Source organism: Solidesulfovibrio alcoholivorans DSM 5433 (assembly GCF_000702665.1).
Lineage (GTDB): Bacteria > Desulfobacterota > Desulfovibrionia > Desulfovibrionales > Desulfovibrionaceae > Solidesulfovibrio > Solidesulfovibrio alcoholivorans.
The window spans coordinates 1-19972 of sequence record NZ_JNJA01000030.1 but is presented as its reverse complement, the minus strand read 5'-3'; the positions used below and the strand labels follow the sequence as shown (position 1 = coordinate 19972).

Below are 19972 nucleotides of genomic sequence, written 5' to 3'. Positions count from 1 at the left end.
GGGGTCGTCTCAGAAAACGGAAAAAATCGTACGCTAAGCCTGGGCTGAGGCTGGCACCCAGCGGTACAGCGTCGGAATGGACACACCGAGGTTCTTGGCCACATCCTTGGGGGGGACGCCACTGGCCAGGAGCTTCTTGGCCGACTCGATCTTGCTCTCTGTCATCTTGGGCTTACGGCCGCCCTTGCGGCCAAGCTGACGGGCGACTTCCAGCCCGGCGCGTGTGCGTTCGACGATCAGCTCGCGCTCCATTTCGGCAAGGCTGGCCATGACATGAAAGAAGAACCGACCTGACGGCGTGCTCGTGTCGATAGAGTCCGTGAGGCTCTTGAACTGGACGCCCTGCTTGTACAGTTCGCCTACCAAATCAACCAGTTGTTTGACGCTCCGACCAAGACGATCCAACTTCCAGACGACGAGGGTATCACCTTCGCGTAACATTTCCAGCGCCGTGGCAAGACCTGGGCGTTCGGCTCGGTTGCCACTCGTCTTGTCTTCAAAAATTTTCTGGCACCCAGCCTTGATCAAGGCCTCGCGCTGAAGGTCAGGGTGCTGGTCTTGCGTCGAAACACGTGCGTAGCCGATGAACACAACCCTGTGCCCCCTTTCCTTCTTAAAACTCGTTGTGACGGCAGGAAATCGAGAATAGTGTTTCAAGAATTATTTTCGAGAAGGATAACACCTTGATTTCCCTTGCTGCTCCTGTTGCCTTGGCAGGCTTGTCACAAACCCTCGTTTTCAAGAAGAAGGAAATCGCATGCCTCGCCGTTCGATCCTGTCCGCCGCCGAGCGGGCAAGCCTTCTGACGTTGCCAGACTCCGAAGACGAACTCATCCGGCACTACACCTTCGGCGAATCTGACCTGTCGCTGATCCGCCAGCGGCGCGGCGAGGCAAATCGCCTGGGCGTCGCGGTACAGTTGTGCTTGCTGCGCTTCCCTGGTCAGGGCCTGCTGCCCGACGCCGTCGTGCCAGTGTCCCTCTTGCAATGGATCGAACGACAACTCCGCATCGACCCGGAGTGTTGGCCGCAGTATGCCGAGCGGGAGGAAACTCGGCGCGAACATCTGCTTGAGCTGCGTGCATACCTGGGCATGGAGTCGTTCAGTCTGGAGCACTACCGGCAGTGCATTCATGCCACGGCCGAACTGGCGTTGCAAACCAACAAGGGCATCATGCTGGCCAGCAGTGTCCTCGACTTGCTACGCCATCGACACATCATCTTGCCGCCACTGGATGTCATTGAACGTATTTGCGCCGAGGCGATAACCCGCGCCAACCGGCGCATCTACAAAGCCTTGGCCGAGCCGCTATCGGATGCGCATCGCCGTCGTCTCGATGACCTGCTCAAGCGCCGCGACAACGGCAAGATGACCTGGCTCGCCTGGCTGCGCCAGTCACCAGCCAAACCGAACTCGCGGCACATGCTTGAACACATTGAGCGCCTCAAGGCTTGGCAGGCACTCAATCTGCCTCCGGGCATCGAGCGGGTGGTCCACCAGAACCGGCTGCTCAAGATTGCCCGCGAGGGCGGCCAGATGACGCCTGCGGACTTGGCCAAGTTCGAGCCACAGCGTCGATACGCCACCCTGGTGGCGCTCGCCATCGAGGGCATGGCTACCGTCACCGACGAGATCATCGATCTGCACGACCGCATCCTCGGCAAGCTGTTCAACGCCGCCAAAAACAAGCATCAGCAGCAATTCCAGGCATCCGGCAAGTCGATCAATGCCAAGGTACGCCTGTTCGGCCGCATCGGCCAGGCCCTGATCGATGCCAAGCAAAGCGGTGGCGATCCCTTTGCCGCCATCGAGGCTGTCATACCCTGGGACGCCTTCGCCGAGAGCGTCACCGAGGCGCAGAAGCTCGCGCAGCCCGAGGACTTCGATTTCCTACACCGCATCAGCGAGAGCTACGCCACGCTGCGCCGCTACGCGCCGGAATTCCTCGCCGTACTCAAGCTTCGGGCCGCGCCCGCCGCCAAGAACGTGCTCGACGCCATCGAGGTGCTGCGCGGCATGAACACCGACAACGCCCGCAAGGTACCCGCCGATGCTCCGACCGATTTCATCAAGCCGCGCTGGCAGAAGCTGGTGATGACCGATGCCGGCACTGACCGGCGTTACTATGAGCTTTGCGCGCTGTCGGAACTGAAGAACGCGCTACGCTCCGGTGACATCTGGGTGCAGGGCTCGCGCCAATTCAAGGATTTCGAGGACTACTTGGTGCCGCCCGAGAAGTTCGCCAGCCTCAAGCAGGCCCGCGAATTGCCGCTGGCCGTGGCCACTGACTGCGACCAGTACCTGCTCGACCGGCTGACGCTGCTGGGAACACAACTCGCCACGGTCAACCGCATGGCGCTGGCCAACGACCTGCGCGGACGCCATCATCACGGAGTCAGGCTTGAAGATCACACCGCTTGATGCGGCCGTGCCTGATGCCGCGCAGGCGCTGATCGACCAGACGGCGATGATCCTGCCGCACGTCAAGATCACCGAACTGCTGCTGGAGGTGGACGAGTGGACGGGCTTCACCCGGCACTTCACGCACCTGAAATCGGGCGACCTGGCCAAGGACAAGAACCTGCTGCTGACAACGATCCTGGCCGACGCGATCAACCTGGGCCTGACCAAGATGGTCGAGTCCTGCCCCGGCACGACCTACGCCAAGCTGGCCTGGCTACAAGCCTGGCACATCCGCGACGAAACCTATTCTACGGCACTGGCCGAGTTGGTCAATGCACAGTTTCGGCATCCCTTCGCCGAGCACTGGGGCGACGGCACCACGTCATCGTCGGATGGTCAAAATTTCCGAACCGGGAGCAAAGCCGAGAGCACAGGCCACATCAACCCGAAATATGGCAGCAGCCCAGGGCGGATGTTCTACACCCATATCTCCGACCAGTACGCGCCGTTTCACATCAAGGTGATCAACGTCGGCGTGCGCGACTCGACCTACGTACTCGATGGCCTGCTGTACCATGAATCCGACCTACGCATCGATGAGCACTACACCGACACTGCTGGCTTCACCGATCACGTCTTTGCCTTGATGCACCTGCTCGGCTTTCACTTCGCCCCACGCATCCGTGACCTGGGCGACACCAAGCTCTACATCCCGAAGAGCGATGCCCCCTATGACGCATTGAAACCTATGATCGGCGGCACGCTCAACATCAAGCACGTCCGCGCCCATTGGGATGAAATCCTGCGTCTGGCCACCTCTATCAAGCAGGGAACAGTGACGGCCTCCCTCATGCTCAGGAAGCTCGGCAGCTACCCGCGACAGAACGGCCTGGCCATGGCGCTGCGCGAACTGGGCCGCATTGAGCGCACGCTGTTCATCCTGGACTGGCTGCAAAGTGTGGAGTTGCGCCGTCGAGTGCATGCCGGGCTGAACAAGGGAGAGGCCCGCAATGCTCTGGCCAGGGCGGTCTTCTTCAACCGTCTGGGCGAAATCCGTGACCGCAGTTTCGAGCAGCAGCGCTACCGGGCCAGCGGCCTCAACTTGGTGACGGCGGCCATCGTGCTGTGGAATACGGTCTATCTGGAGCGGGCCACCCACGCCTTGCGCGGTCACGGTCAGACCGTGGATGACGTGCTGTTGCAGTGCCTGTCGCCGCTAGGCTGGGAGCACATCAACCTGACCGGCGACTACCTCTGGCGCAGCAGCGCCAAGATCGGCGCCGGCAAATTCAGGCCGCTACGACCGTTGCAACCGGCTTAGCGTACGATTTTTTCCGTTTTCTGAGACGACCCCAGATACATCGTCCCCTGCTGATCGCCCTGACGGCCAAGCCCCATCGACCACCTCCACCATCCCGATGGCTGGAGTCTCGGTCACTTGGCGGAGTTTTTCAACACGCTGTTAAGGGCACGGTGCACATGGCCAGGCAGTCGAGGTCGGCAGAGCGGAGCGCCACCGGCAACGCGGGACCAGGCCGTCACCTTCCCGGAAAAAGGCAACCCCTCACTCGCGGACTCGTTCGGCCTTCCGGCTTCACCCGCAAAGCCGGGTTCAGCTCGGAAGGGAAAGCCAGAAGTCCCGCAGACCCACAAGAATGAACGAATTTCATTTCCTAGTCCGAAAAACGTTCCTATCTTCGGGGGCGTGTCTCAAGTGGTCAAAATGGCCTGGTTAGAGAAAATTTTGCGGGAGGGCACTTTTTTTTCGCCCTTCGCCCTTTACAAATGTACAAAAAAAAGTACATTAATCGGTATCAGAACGACACGGAGGACAGCGACGATGAAGAAACTTCCAGCAACTTTTTTTAAAACGGAGAACGGGAAGGAACCCGTTCGGGATTGGCTTCAAGGGTTTGCCCGCCAGACAAGCAGGCGATTGGAGAGGATATCAAACGGGTAGAATTTGGGTGGCCAATAGGAATGCCGACATGCGAAGCGATGGGGGACGGAATTTTCCAGACAAGAACGGACCTTGCGACCAAGCGAATCGCACGCGTGTTTTTTTGCGCGGAGGAAGGCCAAATGTACTTACTTCACAGCATCATAAAAAAAACACCGCGAACACCTCCTGAAGATCTTGAACTTGCCAGAAAACGCCGCAAGATCATTCTGAAACGGTTAGCTGACAAGAAAAAGAAGAAAAAAGACTAGCCATTAGTGGAACAGTGAAATAAAAAGTATCCAGTAGCTCCTTGAAAAAAATATAGCATACTTAAGATTTATATAAGCGTATTTGTCGATATGGAATGGAATAGTGATTTGGAGGGATATATGGATACAACTTCTTATGATTGCATTGGATCGTCTTTTGATGACTTCCTCAAAGAGGAAGGGCTTTATGAAGAATGCGAAGCTGCGGCTATAAAAAGTGTTATAGCTTGGGAGCTTCAGCATTTCATGGATGAAAAAAAGATAACGAAAGTTGAAATAGCAAAAAGGATGGGAACAAGCAGATCGCTTGTGGATAAAATCCTTGATGCGAAGAATACATCCATTACGTTGGCAACTATCCTTAAAGTTGCTAATGTAATTGGGAAGTCTGCTACGTTTAATTTTGGAGAGAAGGTGGAAGAGATGGATTGCCCCACTTGTCCAGCATGACAACGCAATGAGGCCGGAACCTCCCGGCTCCGGCCTCATCCTCTCCCAAACCAATCCCGCGCGACAACTATTCCGCCACCGCTTGCGTCGGCGTGCCGCCCTGTCCCACAGCGGCCTTGAGCGCATCCAGAGAATCCGCGATCCGCACGAGCAACGCGACGATACCGCAAAGCAACGTCGCGCTGACCACGCATCCGAGGATCACGCCGAAAAAAATCACCGGGTCTTTACTGGCCGCCCGGCCCAGCATGGTCATATACCCGAGCGGGGCGACAATCCCCAGCAGCACCCACACCACGGCATTGATGCCGCCCAACAGCTTCGCGATAAACCGATTCATCGCCAACCCTCCATGGCTACAGGTGAATACGCTTTTCGATCTTCAGCGTCTTGGCTAAATCTATTTTAGCCGCATCAAGTTCAGGCATCAAGCTATTTTTCCTTGCGTCAAACCGATTAACCGCCTGCATATTCACATTATTTCCGAAGCTGAACGCATATATATTATTTTTTTGTTGCCGAAATTCGCCAATCTGGCCCGGTGATACATTCGCCATCGGCGGCAATGCCGCCACTCTGTATCGTCCATTGCCGCAATCAACGACGACGTTTAAACGGCCTCCCTTGATTTGCGCCTCTACAACAGTCCCACGGATGATTTCGTCAGACGCCGTCGCAACCCGAGGCCCATATTTTTCCGCGTCCTGCCTGGCTCGCTCCTTCATCCGCGCCGTGTCTCGTTCCCGGGCTTCCTTTTGTGCCTGCTCGAATTCCCGGACCTGGGCTTCCGCTTTGGCCACAACGTCTTCCGCCGGCTTCGGCGTGGGTGCAGGCCCGGCCGCCATGCGCTCCATGGCCGTGTTCCGCTGGGCCTTTGCCATCGCCTCGGCATACTTGGCTTCCCAGTCAGGAGGCGGGGGCAAATCGAATGACACCTTCTTGGCCGCCTGCGGGGCCTGTGACGCGTTTTCCGGGGCTCGGATAACCTCAACCCTGGTCGGACGCTCATCAGGCTGAATAAGGGCCTCCTGCGGCTTCTCGGCCGGTCCCCCGGCCTTGCTCCGCTGGGCATCCCACCAGTCCCGGATTTCGGACGTCGTGGTCAAATGTGCCGGAGGCTCTTCGCCCGGGCGAAGATCGTCACCCGGGCCAACTTGACCCGGGCTTGTCTGACCCGGGCTTGTCTGACCCGGGCGAAGCTCGCCCGGGCTACCCTTACCCGGGGAAAGCTCACCCGGGCGAGATTCAAGCGATACTTGATCCATGCCCGGGCGGACTTCGCCCGGGCGATGTCCACCCGGGGACGCATCAAAGACGCTGCCACCGGAATGGGACATGCCGTGGGAGAACTCCGGACCGCCGGCTTCCTGCTTCGCCGGCTCTACCGAGCTGGCCAGGGTAGGGGAGGGCTGCGGCCTGGTCGGCTCCGGGATCGGTGCGACCTGCGGCCGCTCGCGCTCCGGCTGCTGGGGACGTGGCCGCACAGGCGGCCGGTAGCTGGCGGCCTGCTGCTCGACGGGCTGACGCTCCGGGGCCAGGTCCGGCGATTGTACGACCGGGCGTTCGACCTCCGACCCCATGGCGGAAGGCTGTTCCGCCCCCGGCGGCGCGTCAAAGACGCTGGCGCCACCATGCGACATTTCACCGTGGCTCATACCCCCATGCGAAAATTCCGGTCCGCCGGCTTCCTGCTTCGCCGGTTCCGGTCTGGCCGTGGCCATGGACGGGGCAGGGGATGGGGCCGCAAGTTGCCGACGCTCGACAATGCCGCGTTGCGCGGCCATGAGGCGGTCATTGCGGTGCTGTTCATGCTCACGGTATTGAGCAACGATTTTATCCCGCTCCGCGACCGGAACTTTCTTAAAATCATTTCCATGAGCGCGCGCGAGTGCTCCAGATTCCTTTCTCGTGGCTGCGTCTCTGACCCGTTGTTCGTCCAGGGCAGAACGGATTTCCGCCGCTGCCTGTGGATCTTCTCCCGCATACTTTTCAACAACTTTATTTATCTCGCGCTGAAATTCCGCATTTGCATTTTGATATTTTGCATTCCAGGCGTCGTTCCACTCTTTGGAAAGTTCTTTCCCTTCCGCTTGCATCTTATCGCCCTCTTCTTTTTGGGCGCACTTCAGCTCAAATTTTTTGGATTCATGGGCTTCAAGAGTCGATTGTATATCGCGGATGATTTCGGGCCGCGCATCATGCGGTTTAATTTCCCCGAAAGTATGCGCCGGGGCCTCCTGCCCCTGGTCCAGGGCCGCTTGCCGCGCCCCCATGCTCCGCTCAATTTCGACAAGGCGGGCGTCTCGCCGGGCTTCGTTGTCCCGGTAGCTCTGGACGATCCGTTCCTGATCCTCCTTCGGCACCCGGTCATAGCCCCCATGCTCCCGGGACATCGCCCCGGAGAGCTTCCGGTTTTCGGCATCATCGGCCACCTTCGCGGCCATGGTGTCGCGCAGCGCCTTTGCCGCTTCGGGATCGTTTGCGGCGTACTTGTCGATTATTCCATTGATTTCATTGTCTAATCTGGCATTCAGCGCCGCATGTTCCTCGCGGCATTTCTTCCTGAAATCCTCCCCAGGCTCCACACCGAGAGCGTTTAAACGCTCCCGGTCTTCGGCATGGGCGCGGTTCAGCTCGTTACGCTCTTCCGCGTGCTCCCGCTGGGCCGCGCGAATCTCGGAAAGGATCTTCGGCCGTTGCCTGTCGGCCGCTTCCAGGTCAGCAAGCACCCGGTCGGATTCGCTCCGCTTGGCCTCGATCACATCCCGGCCGGCATCGGCCTGGCGCAGCTCGGCAATGTCCTTACCCTGCTGGCGATAATGCTCGCGCACAGCCCGGGAATGGGCCGTGGCACACCACAGCGCCGCCAGAGGCATCAATGCCTTTGCCGATTTTGACGCCTGCGTCGTGGTGGGCACAATGACGCCCAACCGCGCCGAGCTGGTGGACACCGAGCTGGCCCTTTTCGGCGGCGACCAGGCCGCCCGCGACAAATGGTTTTCCGACCTGGGAAGGCGGGATTTGATCCAGAGCACGGCCCGCGTGCGGCCGGTCCTTGCGCCCAAGACCGTCATTGTTTTGGGGAAAGACTGGCCGATCGAAAGCCTTGGAGCGCCGAGCTTCACCCTCGACGGCCGCCGCAAGGGCGGTAGCAGCCAGGCCGAAGAGGAAGCCTACCGGCGTCTTCGCGCACTGGCCGAAGAATTCGGATTTATTTTCAGCGAGATGGCCTATGTTGCCGGGATTTTCATGGCTGGCGAGGAAGCGGCCATGGAGGATTGGCGGGAAAGACTCGCGCCCCTGGTTGCCCAGGGCAAAACCCACCTGGAAAAAGCCCCGACTCTTATAAAGAGTATCCTTATATCAGTGGGGGCTTTTTCGGAGGGGGTTTTCTCTCCCCTCCGGTTGGCCAGGAAGGGAACCTGGCCCCGCCTCATGGCGAAGCTTGCCGACGAACTGGGATTGCCTTCCTTGGACTACCTGCCCCGGATCGGCGGCGGCCCAGGTCGCCCCCAGGCGGCCGTGGGCTACCTGTCCACGGTCCGTGAGTTTTGCGAAACCTACTCACTCCCTTGGAATTCCGACCTCTGGTCGGGGGAGGAATCCGCCAAGACCATCACATATTTTATCGACCCCGAGCCCAAGGAAGACCCGGCCATGACCGCCGAAATGGAAGCGATCCGGGAAGCGATTTTCGGACCCTGGACGGAAGAACAACTTCAAGGAATTATTGAAGATTTTGAAAATTCACTGGAAATCAAAGTTTCTTTCGCCCAAGCGGCATAGTCTTTCGCTCTTTCAAAACTACCTAAATTCTCCCTAAAAACCCTTGCAATCCGGCTATTTTTACGCCTATGTTCTCGCCAACAGGGAGGCGACATGGGAGCCATCATTGCCATATGCAACAACAAGGGCGGCGTGGGGAAAACGACCCTGACCGTCAACCTGGGCCACGCCTTGGCGAACCGGGGGAAAAAAGTCCTTATCGTCGATAATGACGCGCAATGTAACGCATCAAGCTTACTCGTTGAACCCGACGTTATTTCGGATTCGATTTATGAATTATACGAAAGTGATGAAACACCTATTGAACGGTGCGTTTATCCCACGGCCTATGATGGATTGTTCGTCATTCCAAACAGCGAAGAAACAGCCGCTTTAGAAATATCATTAAACAAAGGAATTCCGGCAACATATTTACGGCTAAGAAATCGTATCCGTGAATATGCCATCAAAAACTTCGATTTCACATTTATCGACACCCCGCCAAACTGGGGCTTTTTTGTTTTATCTTCCTTACATGCCGCAGATTGCGTCATTGTCCCTATTCTCTGTTCAAGCCGATTTTCCATGGAAGGTTTGACACGGGCCTTGGAATTAATCGAAGGCGTTCGGCAAAGAGAAAATCCTGACTTGCGGTTACTGCGACTTGTCGTGAACAATGTTGACAAAAGAACAGCTATTTCACGCGTTGTAACCGACAAGTTGCGTCGTTTGTTCGATGAAGATGTTTTATTTAAAACTTCAATTCCTACCAATACACAATTTTCCCAAGCTGAAATGGAAGGGAAAAGCATAATCCGTTTTTCCCCGCGAAGTGTTGGGGCAAAATACTATCGTAATTTGGCAACGGAATTCCTTGAAATCTTCGAGGACGGCACCGCGTCGTAAGGGAGTGGGCAACCATGGCCAAAAAACGCCTTAGCATGTTCGATGCGATGGACGGGGCCTTGGCGAAAGTCGGCGGGCTCCGCGAAGCCGCCGAGAAAGTGAAGACCATCCCCTTCCGAGCCCCATCGGGGAAACAACCCCAAGCGGCCACGGCCGTGCCGGCTCCGGCCCAAGTGCCGCAGGCCGAGGCGAAGCCAGTTGATCCACAGCCAGAGACTTTAGGCAACGCCTTAGGCAGCGGATTGGGCAACGCCTTCGGCTCCGGTTTCGACAACGCCTTAGACAATTCGACAACGCCTTCGGCTTCGACATCGACAACGCCTTCGGCTTCGACAGCGGCTTCGACATCGACAACGCCTTCGGCAGCGTATTGGGCAACGCCTTCGGCTCCGGTTTCGACAACGCCTTCGGCAGCGAATTGGGCAACGCCTTCGGCAGCGCCCACGGATAAAGCGGCCTATGTGTCGGGTCGAAAAGCGCAAGCCCTGGCCCATCTTTTGGCGACCAGGCCGGCCGATGGCGTCCATATCGTGCGCTATCCAGACTTGGTAGCAGCCCTGGGAATTCCTTATAAGACAATTCGTTGGGCGATGACAGCGCTTGAAAAGGACGGCTTTTTCAAGCGCAAGGATTACCGAAACGGATTGTTTCAGGGCGTGGAATTGGCCTACGATGAGCACCTTTGTCGGCGATATTGTGAGCGCATCAAACCTTCGACAACGCCTTCGGCAGCGATTTGGGCAACGCCTTCAGCTACGGTTTCGACAACGGTTTCGGCAACGGATAGGGCAGCGGCTTCGACAACGCCTTCGGCTTCGACAACGGTTTCGGCAACGCATTATAAGGAAAAGATAGATAGAGAAAATCTATCTATCTCTCTTAGCGCCGAGCGAATCGCTTTGACCTGGCCCAACCTGGCCCGCACCGGCTTCGGTCCGGATCAGCTCGCGCAGATCGGCCAAGCCCTCGCCGAGCTGGGCAAGACCACGGACAAGATACTTCAGAGCCTCGACCACGCCGAATGGGAGTTGGAGCACGACCAGATGCGCGACAAGGACGGCCAGCCCGTGGCCGACCCATGTTCCTGGGTCTTCCGCTCCCTGGCCCGAACCGGCTATTACCGCCGGCCCAAAGGCTACGTGAGCCCCGAGGAACAGGCGGCCAAGGACGCCGAGGCCGAAGCCAAGGCGGTCACGGTCGCCCGGCAGGCGGCCGAGCAAGCGCAGTTCGAGGCATGGCGCGATGGGCTCTCGCCGGATGAGCTGGCCGACGCCATGCGCGGCCATCCAGGAGGGCCGAAGGATGCGTGGCTGAAATCGGTGTGGAAAAAAACGAGATAAGAGTATGACCAGTTTCGACTAAAGATTTTGAATTGGCTAATGCGTCAGAATTGGTTAGTAGGATTAAGTCAAATCTTAAGCCACGAATTTCGGCCTATCAAATATCTATAATAGCGAAAAACCCGTTTAATGCTATTACTTTTTTAGAGCCTTTAAACAACCGCGTAGCCGACATTGGTGATATTGCTTTGCGATTATTTAAAGAAAAAGAGAAGTTCTAGCTATAATTTTAACAAAATCAATTATGGAAGTGTTGGCTTTAGCTTGTTGTTTATATGGAAAAAATTGAAAGTTGCATTTTAGAAAATACATCAGAAGGTTTTAATGAGTTCATAATTAATAAATTATTTGGTCAGGAAATGGGTGATGCTGAATTTCCTGTTGCAATAAATATTTTAACAATAATAAAGAAGTTGGAACGTAAATGGCCTGGCTTTGAGGAACAATATAAAGTATTGTGCGAATATGCACACCCTAATTGTTATGGTGTTGAGGGGTTTTGTTGTAAGGTATTGCATGAAGATTTTGCTTGTCTATTCGGTTTGAAAAATCAAAATTTTATTTCTACCATTGGGGTGGCATGCTTTAATGCGTCTATGTCTATTTTTGAGTTTTATTATTTAGAAATACAAAAAATATGCCACTATTTATCGATTTATGCGAAAGAGAGTTAAAACAAAAAAATCAATTCTAATTTCCTTCAAATCCCATCACTCTTCCCGCCCCCTCCGGCCAAAACCAAGTCCCTTCGCTCCAAGACGCCTTCGGCGGCCTCAAGGGAACGGTGCGCGCGGGCAAGCGGGCGGATGCGGAAAGACGGAGCGCCACCAGTAGCGCGGGACCAGGCCGACAGTTCCCCGACCCCAAAGCCCTTCCTCGTCGAATACTCCTCGGACCCTCCGATTTCGGAACGTGGAGGAAATCAGAGCGGCGGTTGGAGCTTTTATCTCCAGGTACAACCGCGAGGGGTCGAAAAAAATCGTTTTCTCAGCCCGTTAGAAATCAGACAGCAATGGGTGGATCAAGCAGCTCTGGCGAGGGTGGCGTAAGAAAAACTTGTGTCCAGGAAACCGGGCGCGCTACAAAATTTACACCACGTTGACGGACGTGACCAACCTGGGTACAATCAGTACCTACGGCCGGTATATTTTTACCGTGTTCAGAGCTACCGCCGAAGTTGAGAGGGAAATAATCTACGAGTAGCCTGGGATGCTGCCCGCTTCCGAGAATGTGTCTCGCCGGCTTGGGGTCGGCCCAACAACGCTTTATCGCTACCTACCGGCAGCACGGCAATCAGGCCAAGGGGACGGAGGCAATATCCTCTCATACACCCGGCCTTGCCAGACGTGGCTAACTTTATGGTAAAATTCAAAAAGTTATTGCAATTAGATTGTACCTGAGTCATGGATAGGTAATAAACCGAGCACGTTCCGAGCATAAATCGAACATTTTATTTTTAATAATAATTATTGTGTATGGTATAGCCATCCCAAGGGAAGCTGCCCTTGGGCAAGTGCCCCGCAGACCCGCAAGCACAGTGAGCGGGACTGGCCTTTTACGATATTTTTCATGGCAAGGAGTCCGTGGCTGGAACCCATGGTGAAACAGCTCAAGCGCGATGAAAAGCGCAAACAATCTTAGCATACAATTTTTTCGTTTTTTCAGGCGTCCCTTCAATGGGCCGATAATCTTCGTGGGACAGACTCAATACTTTCCAAATTCTGTGTTTAACTCTGGTTCAAAACAATCAGCATTGGCAGCAGGTAAATAATGCGAATGGGGAAAAATACTGGCGAAAAACTAATGGATTATAGCTCCATAGCAGTAACTGTTTTGAATATTGAAGCCAGGGCAATCTTACAAACGGCAAAAACAATTGGGTGTAATTTAAATGAAATCATTGAGGCCATATTAAGGTCTAAAGGAAAGGTTGTCGTCTCTGGCATAGGTAAATCTGGACATATTGCTGAAAAGATTTCTTCTACGTTGAATAGTACTGGCACAATGAGTTTTTTTTTACATCCCGCTGAAGCTTTTCATGGCGACCTGGGCATGGTTGGCGTTGAAGATATTATTTTATTTTTTTCATATTCAGGAGAAACAGAAGAAATAATTCGCCTCATTCCATATCTTAAAAGAAACGGGAACGTGACAATATCTGTAACGGGAAATATTTGTTCTAGTTTAGCAGCACATTCAAATTTTTGTATTAACATTGGTGATATTGAAGAGGCCTGTCCGTTAGGATTGGCCCCAACAAGCTCAACAACAGCAATGCTCGCTGTGGGCGATGCAATTGCAATGATCTTGATGCAAGCAAATGGGTTTCAAAAAGAAAATTTTGCGAAGTTTCATCCAGGAGGATCTCTTGGTAGAAAATTATTGAAGACTGTGAGTGACTTTTCCGTGCCAGCAGCGACGATATTTATCGATGACAATTCTGAAGCAATTATATCGAAATTAGCAAGTGATAAAAACGGCATTATATGTGTTATTGAAAACGAAGCTCTAGTTGGAGTCATTACTGACGGAGATATTAAACGCTCACTTAAGAATGGTGTTCATGATTTTCTTTCCAAACGCGCGAGGGATTTGATGTCATCAAATCCGAAGGTTGTAGAGCAAGGCACTCTCTGCGGGGATGCTGATGAATTAATGAAGAAAATAAAAATTAATTCTCTAGTTGTAAGAATGACAGACGGAACGTACGGAATATACCACAATTTGAACAGGAGTTAAACATGAAAGTTGTTGCATTTTTACCAGCAAAGGGTTCTAGTTCCAGAATTGAGAGTAAAAATATTCATTTTTTAGACGGAAAGCCACTATTCCTTCATACGCTTGAAAAGTTAATGTCTTGTGATTTTATCGATGAAGTATATTTTGACACTGAATCAGACGATATGATCCAAATGGCATCTGAAACAGGGTGTAAAATATTAAAAAGAGATAGTGATCTTGCTACGAACAAAACTGATGGGAATTTATTGTTTATGAACGAGGTTAGGCATGTAGGTGCAGACATATATATTCAAATTCTTTGCACAAGTCCGTTTATTTCAGTTGAAACTATAAAAAAAGGCGTTGATATTTTAAAAAACGACAGGTCGAATAGGAACGACTCTATTGTACTTGTCCGCAAAGAAAAACTTTATACATGGCGTGATTCCGAATCTCCAAATTATGATTTGGAGCATATACCGAACAGTAAAGAACTTGATGATACCATAATCGAAACAATGGGGCTCTATATAATTACTAGAGATGCGGCTCTTGCCACTTGTCGCAGGATAGGCAATTCCCCATATCTCTTGAGTTGCCCTCCTCTTGAAGGGATAGATATAAATTGGCCTGAAGATTTTGATCTTGCAAATTTGATTGCAGCTGGATTGCGCGAAAAAAAACAAAAGTTATTTTCTAACATTAAGAACATTTCTACAACTTGCCTTATTTCTGATATACTAGATGACATCGGTTACCCTAATCAAATTATTAAAGGTTTAACTCCAAACATAGAGGGAGTTAAAATTTTCGGCCGATCAAAAACATTAAAGTTGAGAAAATTAAATGAAAATGAAGATTTCAAAGGCATTTACGACGCTCTCCGATCATATGAATCAATAGTTGCAAACGATATCATTGTTGTAGAAAACTCAGCCCCAGAATTTGCTTATTTTGGTGAACTCAATGCCAATTTGGCCATGCGCGCTGGTGCTTGTGGAGTCATATTAAATGGCAAGACTAGAGATTCTATCGAAGTAAAAAAGATGGGGTTCCCTGTTTTTTCCTCTGGTTATACTTGTCAGGATGTAAGAAGGAGGGCGACAGTCGAACACTATAATAGAAAGATAAGCATACAAGGAGTAACTATCTTGCCTGGAGATTTGATATTTGCCGACCAAGAAGGCGTTGCTATTATACCAAAGGAGATAGAGCAGAAAGTTTTCTCTGAATTATTAAAACGGCATTCAAACGAAAATAAAATTTTAGTTGATATAGCATCTGGGAATGATACTTCTAGAATTGCAGATAAATATGGTTTTTTTTAATTTAATTCGAACTTTTAAAGAATCCAGATTGAATCAGCTATCACTGACATAGCCTGTGGTATGGTGCCCCCTCGAAGGAGGCTTTAGCCAGCCAGGGCAATTTTACTTGGCTAGTTTTACGTCTAGCCCCTGTAATGGTAATTGCATCTTGCGCAGCTCATGATCTTCCTGTTTGCGTAAGCGCAATTGGTTTGATCTTCGTTCAAACCAATTGCGCTTACGCGATAGCCACGTGCCCCAAAATGATAACCCGTCAAATTCTTGGTCTTCCCGAGGAATGTTCGGTGGATAAGAATCGCAGATTTCTCTTTGAGCTTTCCTATCGCGTTGGCGACACTGAACTTGGGCGGGCTGCTCAAGCACATTTGCACATGGTCAGGCAAGGCATGCGCTTCGACCAGTTCCAGCCCGAACTGCTCGCACAACTATTTGGGGATGAACACAACATGGTACCAGCAATCTTTTTGTATTTCCAGCACTCCCGAATCGATCGAAACTCTTCGGATCATACCGCCAGAGGCGGTGGTTTAACTGTTGGAATTAATTAGGCAGCTAACAGCTAGGACAAAGAAAATAAGTATGAAGACATGTGAGATCAATCTAAACTCGATTTTTTTTATTTGTGGTCCATGCGTGATTGAATCGCGTTCTTTTGCTCTGGAAACAGCCGAGCAACTGAAAAATATTTTTACTTCTCTATCGATCCCATTTATTTATAAATCATCTTTCGACAAAGCAAACCGCACTTCCAGCACAAGTTTTCGAGGTGTCGGCATGGAAGAAGGGTTGTCTATTCTTGCTGAAGTTGGAGAAACATTCGATATTCCTGTTGTTACCGATGTGCATGAACCATATCAGGTCAAACCCACAAGTGAAGCTGTTGACATGTTGCAGACACCGGCTTTTTTGTGTCGTCAATCAGATTTTATCGCTTCTGTAGCAGCTTCGGGAAAACCTGTAAATTTTAAGAAAGGGCAGTTTTTATCCCCTTGGGACATGCAAAATGTGCTTGAAAAAGCACGAAAGGCTGCGCGGGACGTCGGAGTTGTTGAGGATCAATTCTGTGTTTGTGAACGAGGGGTGTCTTTTGGATACGGTAATTTAGTAGTTGATATGAGAGGATTACAGGTAATGTCAGAAACATGTAATGCTCCAGTCGTTTTTGACGCGACACATTCGGTTCAGCTTCCAGGCGCAAAAGGCGTTAGTAGCGGTGGGCAACGTCAGTATGCTCCTCTCCTAGCCCGAGCAGCCATGGCCACAGGTGCTGTTACAGGCATTTTCCTAGAAACTCATCCTGAACCTGATAAAGCACCCTGTGACGGACCAAACATGGTGCCTATTGTAGAACTCCCCATTTTGCTAAAACAAATAAAAGATATTTATCATTTAATCCACACCCAAAATGCGCAATAGCGCACCTACCATGAAAACACTTCTTGTCATTTCTGCCAGATATAAGTCTTTTTTTTGTGTTGGGAAATCACCGACAGATACTTCAATAAGAAAAATAATCCAGCACATATACGGACAGGCAAAAAAAGTCCGTGGTGTAGATAACGTAATTGTGGCAACGGATGACCAAAGACTTTTCGATGCTGTCGCGGGCTTTGGTGGTAAAGCAGTTATTATATCACCCCATCACAGTTCCGAGGCAGGCAAGTTGATAGAAGTCGCAGCAGCATACCAAGCAGATTTATATGTTAATATCCAAGGCAATGAATTGTTGTTTAACCCTAATGACATAGAATCGCTCATAAACGGTATGGAAAAGGAATTGTCTGTTGCCGTTGGAACATTGTGCCGTAAAATAGGTTTTAAACGGGCGTCCTCACCTAATACGGTTAAAGTTGTTTTATCAAAAAATGAAGACGCGCTTTATTTTAGCCATGCCCTCATTCCACACAATGCAGATGGCAATGTTGTAGTATCGTATCTTGAAAATATTCACATTTACGCTTACCGAAAAGATGCCCTAGAACGCTGTGCAGCACTAAATTCATCTATTTTAGAACAAACAGAGGGTCTTGAACAGCTTCGTTTGATTTCCTCAGGTATTCCTATTCGTGTATTCTTAGCTAGACAGATGTCTTGCGAGGATTGTGCCGATGAGCATGTTGAACTTTTCCATGATATTACAAACAGGCGAAACACCTTGGTTCCGTCAATAAAAGATCGTCTTGCGCAAGTTCGTCTCGTTATTACGGATGTAGATGGTGTTCTGACGGATGGGAAGCTATATTTTACAGAATGTGGAGAAGCCATAAAAGTATTTAATGTAAAAGATGGGCTTGGGATTCATTTTTTGATAAAAAATAAAATACAAGTTGCAGTACTTTCTGGAAGAGACTCAGCTCCGTTACGAAACAGAATCAACGAATTGGGAATTTCACTTTTCATTCTTGGATCTACGGATAAAGCAGCAGCCTGCCTGAAATTGATGGAAAAAGCTGGAGTCTCTCCAGAACAGACCATTTTTATTGGTGATGATTCTATTGACTTGCCAGGATATTCTGTGTGTGGGCTGGCTGTCGCCGTGGCAGATGCCCCGCAATATATTCGAGATCAAGTCGATTATGTGTTATTGGCAAACGGTGGGGAAGGGGCATTTCGCGAATTGGCAGATGCCATTCTTACTGCACAACACAAATCAGATGTATTTGAAAGGTTCTTCCGGGTTTCCCGTGGTAATGGTGCTCAGGCCGGTTTGGAATAGAGATCTAAGCCGCCGCAGAAGAAGTAGATGGCGGTCTTGAAGTGCTCCCGGTTGCGGTAACGGGAGTGTCCCAAAAACTGTGTAAACGCTCCAGGTTAAGTGTTCAGCAGAGATAGTCTTTGAGCCGTTCCTGGAAGAAGGTCGAAAGCTGGGCCATGATCTCCTGCCAGTTCCTCGTTCGCATCGTCCAGCGCTTCTCGGCTTCGGCCACCGCCAGATACAGGGCCTTGAACAGGGCGATCTCGGTCGGGAAGACGCTTTTCACTTTCACGGTTTTCCGGACCCGGCTATTGAGGCTCTCAATGGGGTTGGTGGTGTAAATCAGCCGCCGTACCGCCTCGGGATAGTTGAAAAACGTCGCCAGCTCCGGCCAGTACCGTTTCCTGTCGGCGACCGCCCCAATGAGTCCATTTGATGATCACCTAATGGAGCCAATTCAGCCGTAGGCGACCGGGTTTCGGACCTTCGAGACGCCGCGTACTCCTTCCCCTATTCACAAAGGGGAGGAGCGCGGGATGTCCAATCGGAGGTTCGAGATGTACGAGTATCGTCATGCCCTTGTTCGGATGCGCCTTGGCGAGTCCGACAGGCAGATCACAAAGACCGGACTGATGGGGCGCAGAAAACTGGCCCACGTCCGTCTGACCGCCGAGGCGCAGGGCTGGCTCAATCCTGCGGCGTCCTTACCCACTGACGCGGCCTTGTCGTCGTTCTTTGCAGGCCGGGCAACGAATCAGCCGCCCACATCCAGCATCATCCCCTTCCAAGACGACGTCCGGGACTGGGTCGGTAATCCCCCCGAAAAAAGGTTGTTCTGAAAAGTAGAATTTTCTCGTAAACCCGGACGAGGAGATTTTACATGAAGACGTCCCGCTACTCCGACTGAGCTGGTCCGGATTGGTTGGACAGTTTGGCGGTGCGGTTAAGCTATAGTCCGGTTGGTGCTCATGCCGCCTTGGAGGCCGAGTGGCCATCCCGGTATACGTCCATGGGCCGGCGACCGTCAAAAGCCGTATGCGGTCGCTGCTCGTTGTAGAAGCGGAACCAATCAGCGAGCGCCAGGCGAGCCTGGCTGCCGGTTTCGAATTCCCGCAGATAGACGCACTCCCATTTAACCGAGCGCCACAGCCGCTCGATAAAGACATTGTCCATCCATCGGCCTTTGCCATCCATGGAGATGGCGACACCGGCATCCTTGTGGGAGGATTACCGGACCATCACGATCCCCGCTATAACACCGTCAAACGCATCCTGGAAAAAGGCTTGGATGTCCTGCCGCGTCCCGTTTTCCATGAGGAGGTGAAAGAGGTCTACAGAGGAAAGTCTAAATATTGCCGTGAACTGCGAGGAATACTGCAATGAAAAGGAGGAACTCATGAACCCTATGCCAGCGCTCGAACCCCCGCTCAAGCAACTCCGTCTCTCCGGCATCCTGGATTCCATGGAGGTCCGCAACAAACAGGCCATCGAGGACGGCCTGTCGCACGTGGAGTTCCTGGCCATGCTGATCCAGGACGAGGTGGCCCGCCGGGAACAGAAGAAGTTTTCACTGCGCGTCCGCCGTGCCGGTTTTCGTAGCGAAAAGACCTTGGAAAGCTTCGACTTCAGCTACAATCCGTCCGTCAACAAGGCGCTGATCCTGGATTTGGCCACCTGCCGCTTTCTGGAGGAAAAGGCCCCGGTGCTCATCGTCGGTCCCTGCGGCACCGGCAAGAGCCATACCGCCCAGGCACTTGGCCATGCCACCGCCAGAAACGGCTACGAGGTGCTCTTTACGCCTATCGGCAAGCTCCTGGGGATGCTCCAGTGCTCAGCGTCAATTACTCTTGGGCACTGACGACAACTATTTTTGTGCATCCACCTCGGCCTCAGCCATGTGATCTTCGGGTTTGAGGTCGGCCCCGCGTCCGTCATCATCGCCACGCGGCTGTGAGACCGCATTCCGTTTTTGAGCCTCCTGGTTCCGGTAGCTCTGACCGTTGAGCTCCAGGATGACGCAATGGTGGACCATCCGGTCGATGGCTGCCGCTGTCGTCATGGAATCCTTAAAGATTTTGTCCCATTGAGAGAAGACAAGGTTGCTACTGATCAGTACGCTGCCGCGCTCGTAGCGCTCCGCCAGGAAGGTGAA

20 protein-coding genes and 2 pseudogenes are annotated in these 19972 nt (G+C 52.2%); 15 read left to right on the top strand and 7 right to left on the bottom strand.

Annotation, left to right across the window (positions count from 1 at the left end; translation table 11 throughout):
• Positions 1–33: 33 nt before the first annotated feature.
• Positions 34–591, bottom strand: a complete 558-nt coding sequence (locus Q368_RS0122035; RefSeq protein ID WP_029461184.1) for a recombinase family protein — start codon at positions 589–591, stop codon at positions 34–36.
• 166 nt (positions 592–757) lie between these two features.
• On the opposite strand from Q368_RS0122035, the pseudogene Q368_RS23545 reads away from it, so the two are divergent.
• The 3 genes and pseudogenes from Q368_RS23545 (at position 758) to Q368_RS25205 (ending at position 5065) form a co-directional block, all read left to right on the top strand.
• Positions 758–3725: pseudogene (locus Q368_RS23545) on the top strand (Tn3 family transposase).
• Between the two features lie 578 nt (positions 3726–4303).
• Positions 4304–4615 (top strand): type II toxin-antitoxin system RelE/ParE family toxin, encoded by a 312-nt coding sequence (locus Q368_RS25210; protein ID WP_211249799.1) that lies wholly within the window; start codon positions 4304–4306, stop codon positions 4613–4615.
• 120 nt (positions 4616–4735) lie between these two features.
• Positions 4736–5065, top strand: coding sequence for a helix-turn-helix domain-containing protein (locus Q368_RS25205; RefSeq protein WP_084158971.1), 330 nt, complete (start codon positions 4736–4738; stop codon positions 5063–5065).
• Positions 5066–5132: 67 nt separating this feature from the next.
• Here the strand turns inward: Q368_RS25205 and Q368_RS0122020 are convergent, their stop codons facing one another.
• Positions 5133–5405: a hypothetical protein gene (locus Q368_RS0122020; RefSeq protein ID WP_029461183.1), complete on the bottom strand. Its 273-nt coding sequence runs from the start codon at positions 5403–5405 to the stop codon at positions 5133–5135.
• 16 nt (positions 5406–5421) lie between these two features.
• Complete coding sequence (locus Q368_RS27505) at positions 5422–6171, bottom strand: hypothetical protein (RefSeq protein ID WP_029461182.1); 750 nt, start codon at positions 6169–6171, stop codon at positions 5422–5424.
• On the opposite strand from Q368_RS27505, the gene Q368_RS27500 reads away from it, so the two are divergent.
• From Q368_RS27500 to Q368_RS23535, 7 genes are all read left to right on the top strand, one after another.
• Positions 6172–7587: a pentapeptide repeat-containing protein gene (locus tag Q368_RS27500; RefSeq protein WP_029461181.1), complete on the top strand. Its 1416-nt coding sequence runs from the start codon at positions 6172–6174 to the stop codon at positions 7585–7587.
• A gap of 325 nt (positions 7588–7912) precedes the next feature.
• Positions 7913–8851, top strand: coding sequence for a hypothetical protein (locus Q368_RS0122005; RefSeq protein WP_029461180.1), 939 nt, complete (start codon positions 7913–7915; stop codon positions 8849–8851).
• Positions 8852–8944: 93 nt separating this feature from the next.
• Positions 8945–9736: a ParA family protein gene (locus Q368_RS25200; RefSeq protein WP_084158969.1), complete on the top strand. Its 792-nt coding sequence runs from the start codon at positions 8945–8947 to the stop codon at positions 9734–9736.
• Positions 9737–9750: 14 nt separating this feature from the next.
• Entirely contained in the window at positions 9751–11076 is a 1326-nt protein-coding gene (locus Q368_RS26800; protein WP_211249798.1) for a hypothetical protein, read from the top strand.
• A gap of 275 nt (positions 11077–11351) precedes the next feature.
• A complete protein-coding gene (locus tag Q368_RS26125) occupies positions 11352–11750 on the top strand; it encodes a hypothetical protein (RefSeq protein ID WP_156955844.1) in 399 nt (132 codons plus the stop codon).
• Positions 11751–12846: 1096 nt separating this feature from the next.
• Entirely contained in the window at positions 12847–13815 is a 969-nt protein-coding gene (locus tag Q368_RS25195) for a KpsF/GutQ family sugar-phosphate isomerase (protein WP_084158968.1), read from the top strand.
• Between the two features lie 2 nt (positions 13816–13817).
• The gene (locus Q368_RS23535; protein ID WP_043786671.1) at positions 13818–15125 is read left to right on the top strand and encodes an RraA family protein; all 1308 of its coding nucleotides are present in this window, start codon (positions 13818–13820) and stop codon (positions 15123–15125) included.
• Positions 15126–15247: 122 nt separating this feature from the next.
• Here Q368_RS23535 and Q368_RS27495 read toward each other — a convergent pair whose 3' ends face one another.
• Entirely contained in the window at positions 15248–15490 is a 243-nt protein-coding gene (locus tag Q368_RS27495; protein ID WP_425423689.1) for a transposase, read from the bottom strand.
• Between Q368_RS27495 and Q368_RS27490 the strand changes: the two genes are divergently transcribed.
• From Q368_RS27490 to Q368_RS25185, 3 genes are read left to right on the top strand one after another with little or no spacing between them, the layout of a single operon-like run.
• Entirely contained in the window at positions 15410–15673 is a 264-nt protein-coding gene (locus Q368_RS27490; RefSeq protein ID WP_425423690.1) for a hypothetical protein, read from the top strand. The two genes, Q368_RS27495 and Q368_RS27490, sit on opposite strands and share 81 nt — an antisense overlap.
• A gap of 31 nt (positions 15674–15704) precedes the next feature.
• Positions 15705–16541 carry a 3-deoxy-8-phosphooctulonate synthase gene (kdsA, locus tag Q368_RS24210; protein WP_052360342.1) on the top strand — a complete coding sequence of 279 codons (837 nt, stop codon included), beginning with the start codon at positions 15705–15707 and terminating at the stop codon, positions 16539–16541.
• Positions 16542–16551: 10 nt separating this feature from the next.
• Positions 16552–17841 carry an HAD-IIIA family hydrolase gene (locus Q368_RS25185; RefSeq protein ID WP_084158966.1) on the top strand — a complete coding sequence of 430 codons (1290 nt, stop codon included), beginning with the start codon at positions 16552–16554 and terminating at the stop codon, positions 17839–17841.
• 103 nt (positions 17842–17944) lie between these two features.
• Here the strand turns inward: Q368_RS25185 and Q368_RS25180 are convergent, their stop codons facing one another.
• Positions 17945–18205 carry a transposase gene (locus tag Q368_RS25180; protein WP_425423688.1) on the bottom strand — a complete coding sequence of 87 codons (261 nt, stop codon included), beginning with the start codon at positions 18203–18205 and terminating at the stop codon, positions 17945–17947.
• A 172-nt stretch (positions 18206–18377) separates the two neighbouring features.
• Between Q368_RS25180 and Q368_RS0121980 the strand changes: the two genes are divergently transcribed.
• Positions 18378–18659: a hypothetical protein gene (locus Q368_RS0121980; protein WP_245611443.1), complete on the top strand. Its 282-nt coding sequence runs from the start codon at positions 18378–18380 to the stop codon at positions 18657–18659.
• Positions 18660–18786: 127 nt separating this feature from the next.
• Here the strand turns inward: Q368_RS0121980 and Q368_RS0121975 are convergent.
• Positions 18787–19038: pseudogene (locus tag Q368_RS0121975) on the bottom strand (integrase core domain-containing protein); the annotation flags it as partial.
• Positions 19039–19216: 178 nt separating this feature from the next.
• Here Q368_RS0121975 and Q368_RS0121965 point away from each other — a divergent pair.
• Positions 19217–19678, top strand: coding sequence for an ATP-binding protein (locus tag Q368_RS0121965; RefSeq protein ID WP_029461176.1), 462 nt, complete (start codon positions 19217–19219; stop codon positions 19676–19678).
• Between the two features lie 6 nt (positions 19679–19684).
• On the opposite strand, the gene Q368_RS0121960 is transcribed toward Q368_RS0121965, so the two are convergent.
• Positions 19685–19972, bottom strand: a 288-nt coding sequence (locus Q368_RS0121960) for an ATP-binding protein (RefSeq protein ID WP_029461175.1), incomplete at its 5' end; no start/stop codon positions are given.